The 7,077-nt window shown below is 54.3% G+C and carries 7 protein-coding genes; 3 read left to right on the forward strand and 4 right to left on the reverse strand.

Annotated elements, in window-relative coordinates:
* Positions 1-214 precede the first annotated feature (214 nt).
* Positions 215-793 carry a YiiX family permuted papain-like enzyme gene (locus JHD74_RS14455; RefSeq protein WP_199062955.1) on the forward strand — a complete coding sequence of 193 codons (579 nt, stop codon included), beginning with the start codon at positions 215-217 and terminating at the stop codon, positions 791-793.
* Positions 794-899: 106 nt separating this feature from the next.
* Here the strand turns inward: JHD74_RS14455 and JHD74_RS14460 are convergent, their stop codons facing one another.
* The 4 genes from JHD74_RS14460 to JHD74_RS14475 are packed head-to-tail and all read right to left on the reverse strand — an operon-like array spanning position 900 to position 4,496.
* Entirely contained in the window at positions 900-2,015 is a 1,116-nt protein-coding gene (locus JHD74_RS14460) for an AAA family ATPase (RefSeq protein ID WP_233169543.1), read from the reverse strand.
* Positions 2,003-2,716: an RNA ligase family protein gene (locus JHD74_RS14465; RefSeq protein WP_199062949.1), complete on the reverse strand. Its 714-nt coding sequence runs from the start codon at positions 2,714-2,716 to the stop codon at positions 2,003-2,005. The genes JHD74_RS14460 and JHD74_RS14465 overlap by 13 nt, the downstream gene beginning before the upstream one ends.
* Positions 2,717-2,766: 50 nt before the next feature.
* A complete protein-coding gene (prfH, locus tag JHD74_RS14470; protein WP_199062950.1) occupies positions 2,767-3,384 on the reverse strand; it encodes a peptide chain release factor H in 618 nt (205 codons plus the stop codon).
* Positions 3,384-4,496 carry an RNA ligase RtcB family protein gene (locus tag JHD74_RS14475; protein ID WP_199062951.1) on the reverse strand — a complete coding sequence of 371 codons (1,113 nt, stop codon included), beginning with the start codon at positions 4,494-4,496 and terminating at the stop codon, positions 3,384-3,386. The genes prfH and JHD74_RS14475 overlap by 1 nt, the downstream gene beginning before the upstream one ends.
* Before the next feature lie 424 nt (positions 4,497-4,920).
* Between JHD74_RS14475 and hutW the strand changes: the two genes are divergently transcribed.
* Both hutW and chuY read left to right on the forward strand, forming a co-directional pair.
* Positions 4,921-6,258, forward strand: a complete 1,338-nt coding sequence (gene hutW, locus JHD74_RS14480) for a heme anaerobic degradation radical SAM methyltransferase ChuW/HutW (protein WP_199062952.1) — start codon at positions 4,921-4,923, stop codon at positions 6,256-6,258.
* A gap of 12 nt (positions 6,259-6,270) precedes the next feature.
* Positions 6,271-6,894 (forward strand): anaerobilin reductase, encoded by a 624-nt coding sequence (chuY, locus tag JHD74_RS14485; RefSeq protein WP_024528828.1) that lies wholly within the window; start codon positions 6,271-6,273, stop codon positions 6,892-6,894.
* The last annotated feature ends 183 nt before the right edge of the window (positions 6,895-7,077 follow it).

Here is a 7,077-nt window from a genome sequence, read left to right on the forward strand (position 1 = left end):
TTTAACCACAATGATAGAATTGTTATTATTACATTGATAAATATCATTATTTTTATTAATGCATGAGGACTGCCAATACGCCCCCCAGCGTTTTTCTACCACTTCATCCTCACTTCACACAGCCCCGATAAAATCGCCAGATTCTAACTTCGAGGGATTGAACGTGATTTTTACCAAACGCCTGTGGGCAATTCTGTTTCTCACCATCGGCCTGATGACCGTGTTGGTCAGCCAAGCTCGCGAGCTACCTGCCGTGCAGGATGGTGACATCATTTTCCACACTTCCCGCTCGGCACAGAGCCTGGCGATACAGCAGGCCACCGGCTCGCGTTACAGCCACATGGGTATCATTCTGCTGCGTGATGGCAAGCCTTACGTATTTGAAGCAGTATCGACGGTGAAATACACGCCGCTGGCCGCCTGGATCGATCGGGGAGAGAAAAAGCATTTTGTCGTCAAACGTCTGAAGAACGCTGAGCAAATGATGACGCCGTCCGCGCAGCTAAAAATACGCCAGCAGGCCAAAAGCTTTGCCGGGAAGCCCTACGACATGCGGTTTTCCTGGTCAGAAGAGAGGTTATATTGCTCAGAGTTGGTGTGGAAGATTTACGATCGCGCACTAGGGATACAAATCGGCAAGCTGCAAAAAGTGCGTGAATTCAACTTTGGTGCTCCTGCCGTGCAGCAGAAACTGAAGGAGCGCTACGGAACGCAAATCCCGTGGGATGAGTCGGTTATTTCGCCGAAGGCGATGTTTGAATCACCGCTGTTGGTCACGGTGATCGCGAATTAATCTACGGTGACGTCCCCCATCCACATGGATGGGGGACAACATGTGCTACATATTAGCTCAGCACCAGACGCTAGCCCCCGCGTCCTTTGGGTACACAAAAAACAGGCTAGCTTGCGTCCTGCACCCGCAACTCCACCTCATGGGCTTCATCCGCCTGCGGGATCTCCAATTTACCCAGCATCCGCGCCATTGCCTCAGCAGGTACGCTGTATTCCCGCTCGGCATTCTGCCGCTGCCACTGGGCATACGGTACTTCTAGGTAAACAATCTTCACCCTTGCGCCATAGGCGATAAACAACTCAACCAACTGGCTACGCAACTGCCGGGTAATATTGGTGGCATTCCAGACAAAAGGCTCGCCCCGCCGTAGCAGCGTTTTTGCCTGCGACTTGGCCTGCTGCACGACCCAGCCGGTCGCGTTTTTGTCGGTAGGAGACAACCGGTGTTGGCGGCGAATGTTGTCCAGGCTGATAACCTCAAGCCCTGCGGCATGCTGCGCGATATAGCGATCTTTACCCATTCCTGGCAGCGCACACAGTAACGTCACCTCGCTCTGAAATTGCTCATAAGGAACAAAATCCACGCTAGCCTGCTGATGCGTCAAATAGTGGTAACGCTGGCTATCGCTAGCAAAAGGACGCGCTTGACCCCAGCATTGCTGCTCCTGACAAAACAGTTCGAACAGCTCGATGTTATCCAGCAGGCCGTTTTGGTCGTCACACTCGCGGCCCAGCACATCCGCCCGTGCCAACATCGCCAGCAACCGTGTATCCAACCTTAAAGCCGCTAATAACAGCGCCCGCTCTGGCGACGGCCGCCCCATGAGCCACAACGGCAAACCATGAAAACGTACCAAGGCGGCTACCTGTTCACGCAGTTGAAAAGGCGTAACGATATCCCGATAGAGGATCGAGCGCGTGGTCAGCTCACCGCGTTTAGCGTGATTGGGTGATGTCACTGAACCATCGTCTGCAACCCGCGTGGTACTGCGCTTTTCAACATCGTGCAGCAGCGCGGCGGCCCAAACCAGCTCCTGCTGTTGTTCTGGCAACGCCAAAAACTGCGCCGACTCGGTCAGTGCCGCCAGCACACACTGGGTATGGATTGCCACATCCCCTTCTGCATGATGGCGGGGATCTTGTGGCACTTGATGCATGTCGGCCACCCAGCGGAATTTATCCGCCAGCCTGCCCCACTGCTTGTCTTCACTTAAGCACCACATGGTTTATCCTCCTGCTGATACTCGTACGCCATACGCGCTCGTTGCCAATTCACTCTCCAGTGGCGATCGGTTTTCACATGGTTTTTACGCACGTACTTAAATACGTTATGGGAAAACTGCGCCACCGGGAATTCAGCCGCATTGCGGGTGACAATCCCTTCCATGGTGCATGGCAAGCCGGTATGTACGTCGTGCGGCGCAAAACTCCCCACGCCCCCCACCAGCTCCAGTATTGCCGAGCGGTATTCTTGTTCCGTCTGGCGCGGCATATCCTGTACCACTTCTGGCACACAGGCAAAATCAAATAATGCCGCGTAGAACTGCACTTCTTGCCAACTCAGCCACATGTCTTTACAGCGTACGGCGAATAGATAAAAGTCCTGCTGCAAGCCACGGTATTCGATTGAATGCGTGGCATACAGGTTCTCCCCAAACAGCTCGATATCGCCCAGGTCATTTTTAATCAGTTGCCAACGCTGGCGGATCTGGCGCGTCCAGGCAGAAACCGTCGGTGCCGCATGGGAGCGTGCAAATACGCCATACCGATTCAGGCAGTTATTCTCACCATCGAGCTTTTCCGTATGGATCAGTGAGGGGATTAACCGTATGTCTTGCCAATAATGTTTATTGATCCGATCGTCACTGGTGGTGCCCGGTGAGAATGGATAATGGTACGTCCGACCATATTTATGTGTTTCCATTTCTTTTCTTCTTATAGGGTTACCGGCCTGCCCCATCAGGCCGATATTGATTAAGCAAGCGGCGTAAAGCTTTCGCCTTTAAACACCCGAACCGGTGAACCGCGCACTATTTGATGGTGAAACATCCGCCGTTCAGCACGCTGTTCGTCCAGTTGCTGTTGCTCAAGCTGTTCCAAACGGTGAGCGATCAGCAAATACGCCAAACGTTTATTGGCATGTTGGCTGCGCTCGATCTGCACTTTGACGCTAATGCCACTAGCGATATGGGTGGCGCGAATAGCCGATTCCGTTTTATTCACGTGCTGCCCACCTGGTCCGGAGGACTTCAACGTCTCAAAACGGATCTCACTCTCTTTTGGCACCGTTGCCGGAGAAAAACGCGCTGCACCAATAAACCAGTTCTTTCTGGAACGCCCAGTGCGCCACGGGCTTTCGCAAATCCACTGCAACGTCCCGCACCAGTTGGCGGCCAATGGCTCCGCCGCTTCGCCGTTAAGCGTCAATAGCACCGAACGCAACGTGCCGGGCAGGCGCCCCTCTTCCCGCTCAACCTCATGCAGTTCCACCTGCATGGCCTGAGCCTCTCTGTGGAACTGACGCAGTGCCAAACTCACCGCCAGGCAACATTCATCCGGCCCCTGGGCGGCAGAGATCTGTAATAAGATCATCACTGCCCCCCGCTGGTTTTGTAGGTCAACACTGGCTGCATACGCGCCACTAACGTGACCAATCCGGCCTGCTGCAAGGCTCCCACTACGCTATCAATCGGCTTGTAGGCTTCTGGCGCTTCCTGATAAATCAGTTGGCGATCGCGGCAAATCACTCGGCTGCCGAAGCGGGTTCTGGCCAACTGCTCGGTGCTGAAACGCGCTGATAAGCGATCTTTACACTCCGAGCGCATCCATTTGCGCCCCGCACCGTGCGCCAGCGAATACAAACTGCTGGCGGCAGGCAGCGGTTGGACGATATAGCTGTAATCACCGCGCGAACCGGGGATCACCACCAGACCGTCATCCGACGGCGTAGCCCCTTTACGGTGTAACCAGCCACTCACGCCCTCGATGGTGGCCGCCGCCAGCAGGTTATGATGGATATCCAGCAGGCAATCGCCAGCAGTGCGTAACCGCTGCAATATCCGCTGGGCAATGAGTTGACGGTTTAAGCCTGCAAAATCCAGCGCCTGTTGATGCTGTTGCAAATAATCGTTGGCCGCAACGGTATTTTCCAGTAGGCCATGATGCCCATGAGCACGCACATGCTGTTCCAGTATGAGCTGGCCCAAGCCACGCGAACCGCTGTGAACCAACAGCATCAGGCGTTTTTTATCGAGACCGGCCTGCGGCTGATATATTTCATCGATGCGTAATAGTTCAGCAAAATGATTACCGCCGCCAATGGTGCCTAATGCACGAGAATAATCGCGAAGCGCTGGCGGAATATCCCCCAACGCTTCTTCCTCTAGCGGGCCGTCAATATTGCCCAGGTTTTTTTCCAGCTTATCCAGCGATTGTTTCATCGCCAGCAAATCTGTTTGCCATAGCGACATACCGCAACCGATATCATTACCGATTAACGCCGGGTAGAAGCGATGTTGTGAAAAGAAAGCGGCACCGACCGGGTAACCACGGCCGGGATGCAAATCTGGCATCCCGACCACGCGCACCATATCCGGCAACTTGGCGGTAATTTCTAATTGTTGGATTGCATTTCCTTCAATCCAGGTGTGTTCCGACGCGATCAATGAAACTCGCGGCGTAACGGAGCCAATAGTATTGCTCATAACCAATCCTGATTAATATTTTATCTAATTTTTGGATTTGGCGGGCGGTAGCCCTAGCAATACCTGGAGAACAGGAAATTATGCCTGAGGATACGACCCGCAAAGGGTAAACAGTGCTTGATAATTCATGATGTACCTCCTTTGCAAAGTGAATGAATGGGAAAACGCGGCGATAATACATATAAACTCCAGCGTTAGCAATGCTTGTTAGCGTCAGCAACCAAAATTTAATTTTGGGCACTGAAAAGTTTGACCCAAGTCAACGTTGCATTTAATTGGCTGCTGGCCGGATAGACTCTACTGACGATTGTCAGTATATAAATGCAAATGGTAATCATTTTCAGTTAAACTATGACAGGTCTGAGTGGCTGCGCTTCCTTGCAGCCCTGTCTCCATCAGTTCTGCCCTATTGAAGGACCTTGAGTTGAAACATGACACTGAGCTGGATTTAACCCCGCATTTTGCACTGGCAGGCAATCAGCCGTTTACAGATCGTCGTGCCATGATGCCGCTGCGCGGCGCGATCCCCGTGGAAAAATCGCTGCTGGCACCCACCTGGCAAAACGTCATCGGCCAGTCCGCGCCTAGCCGCAAACGGCTGGTGTATCTACACATTCCGTTTTGTGCCACCCACTGCACCTTCTGCGGCTTTTACCAAAACCGTTTCGAGGAGGACAGGTGCACCCGCTACACCGATGCGCTGCTACGCGAGATCGAGATGGAAGCGGACAGCACACTTCATCAGTCTGCGCCAATCCATGCTGTCTATTTTGGCGGTGGAACGCCTTCGGCACTTGCCGCACAGGATCTGGCTAGCATCATCATCACACTACGCGAACGCCTGCCGCTGGCCCCAGACTGCGAAATCACCATCGAGGGCCGGGTGCTAAACTTTGACGATGAACGGATTGACGCCTGTCTGGATGCCGGAGCCAATCGCTTTTCGATTGGTATTCAGTCGTTTAATAGCAAAATCCGCAAAAAAATGGCCCGAACCTCCGACGGTGCAAGCGCCATTGCGTTTATGGAAGGGCTAGTTCGTCGCGACCGTGCTGCCGTAGTGTGCGATTTGCTATTTGGCTTACCCGGTCAGGATGCGAAACTTTGGGGCGAAGACCTGGCGATTGCCCGCGATATCGGCCTGGACGGTGTCGATCTCTACGCCCTTAATCTGCTGCCCAATACGCCTCTGGGTAAGGCTGTGGAAACTGGCCGCACCTCCGTTCCCTCACCTGCCGAGCGGCGCGATCTCTATTTGCAAGGCTGCGATTTCATGGATCAGGCAGGCTGGCGCTGTATCAGCAATAGCCACTGGGCGCGCACCACGCGAGAGCGCAATTTGTACAACCTGCTAATTAAGCAAGGTGCAGACTGTCTGGCCTTTGGCTCCGGCGCGGGGGGCTCGGTCAACGGCTATTCCTGGATGATTGAGCGCAACCTCACTAGCTGGCACGACGCTATCGCCGCGGGTCGCAAACCACTGATGATGATGATGCGTACCTCAGGTAACCGAAGCCAGTGGCGTCAACCGTTACAGGCTGGCGTGGAAAACGCGCGCATTCCGCTTGATGAACTGACGCCTCATGCGGAAAAGCTGAAGCCGCTGCTCGCACAGTGGCATCGGGCGGGATTAACCCGCGACGCCTCAACCTGCCTGCGCCTGACCAACGAAGGGCGCTTCTGGGCAAGCAATATTCTGCAGTCTCTTGATGAGCTGCTCCAACAACTGGATCTGCCGCGTATTACGGTAGCTACCCTCTAACAGGAGTGAACGATGAAACCATGGTTGATTTTTGGCGCTGGTGGCAAGGGGGTTGGCGCGCTAACCCTGGAACTTGCGCTGGCGGAACAGCATCCGGTGGTTGCGGTGGTACGTAATCCTGATGCCGCTGCTCGCCTGCGGGAGAAAGGCGTACAGGTTTATCTCGGTGACGCTTGTGATGCCATTGCGGTCACTCGCGCTTGCGAAGCTGCTGGTACCAGCGCAACGATCATCTCTTCAATGGGAGGCGCACAGGATTATCTGGCCCACCGGACAGTGATAGATACGGCGGAAAAGTGCGGGATATCGCGCATGATCCTCGTCACCTCGTTGGGCTGTGGTGACGGCTGGCCGTTTCTGTCACCACGTGCCAAAGCGGGCTTTGGCCAGGCGGTACGTGAAAAATCGCTGGCAGAAAGTTGGTTACAGACCAGCGCGCTGGATCACGCCATCTTGCGCCCCGGCGGGCTGCTGAACGGCAATGCTACCGGCAAGGCAAAACGCTTTCAGGGGCAAGAAGTTCATGGATTTGTGATGCGGGCGGACGTTGCTGCACACGTCTATCAGTTGGCGAATAGCGCAACGCTCAACCAGCAGGTTTACAGCCTGGTCGAACCGGGTCTTAAACCGGCGTAATTCCCAACGCAAGTTGATGTCCAAGGGCATTAGGTGGCTAATTTTCCCCTCACCCCAACCCTTATGTCTTGATCTTCTCCGCCTTAGCGGAGAAGATCCCCGACAGATCATCGGGAGATAGCCGGTGAGCTCCCCCTAGCCCTTGTGCCTCTGAGCCCGCGGGAGAGATTGTGCCCCGGCTGT

The sequence above is a fragment of the Serratia sp. ASV30 genome (assembly GCF_016428815.1).
Classification (GTDB): Bacteria; Pseudomonadota; Gammaproteobacteria; order Enterobacterales; family Enterobacteriaceae; genus Chania; species Chania fonticola_C.

Bases quoted from the DNA above. Each gene is read 5' to 3' on its own strand.
- JHD74_RS14455 (WP_199062955.1), top strand. From the start codon at position 215: ATGACCGTGTTGGTCAGCCAAGCTCGCGAGCTACCTGCCGTGCAGGAT.
- JHD74_RS14460 (WP_233169543.1), bottom strand. From the start codon at position 2,015: ATGTGGTGCTTAAGTGAAGACAAGCAGTGGGGCAGGCTGGCGGATAAA.
- JHD74_RS14465 (WP_199062949.1), bottom strand. From the start codon at position 2,716: ATGGAAACACATAAATATGGTCGGACGTACCATTATCCATTCTCACCG.
- prfH (WP_199062950.1), bottom strand. From the start codon at position 3,384: ATGATCTTATTACAGATCTCTGCCGCCCAGGGGCCGGATGAATGTTGC.
- JHD74_RS14475 (WP_199062951.1), bottom strand. From the start codon at position 4,496: ATGAGCAATACTATTGGCTCCGTTACGCCGCGAGTTTCATTGATCGCG.
- chuY (WP_024528828.1), top strand. From the start codon at position 6,271: ATGAAACCATGGTTGATTTTTGGCGCTGGTGGCAAGGGGGTTGGCGCG.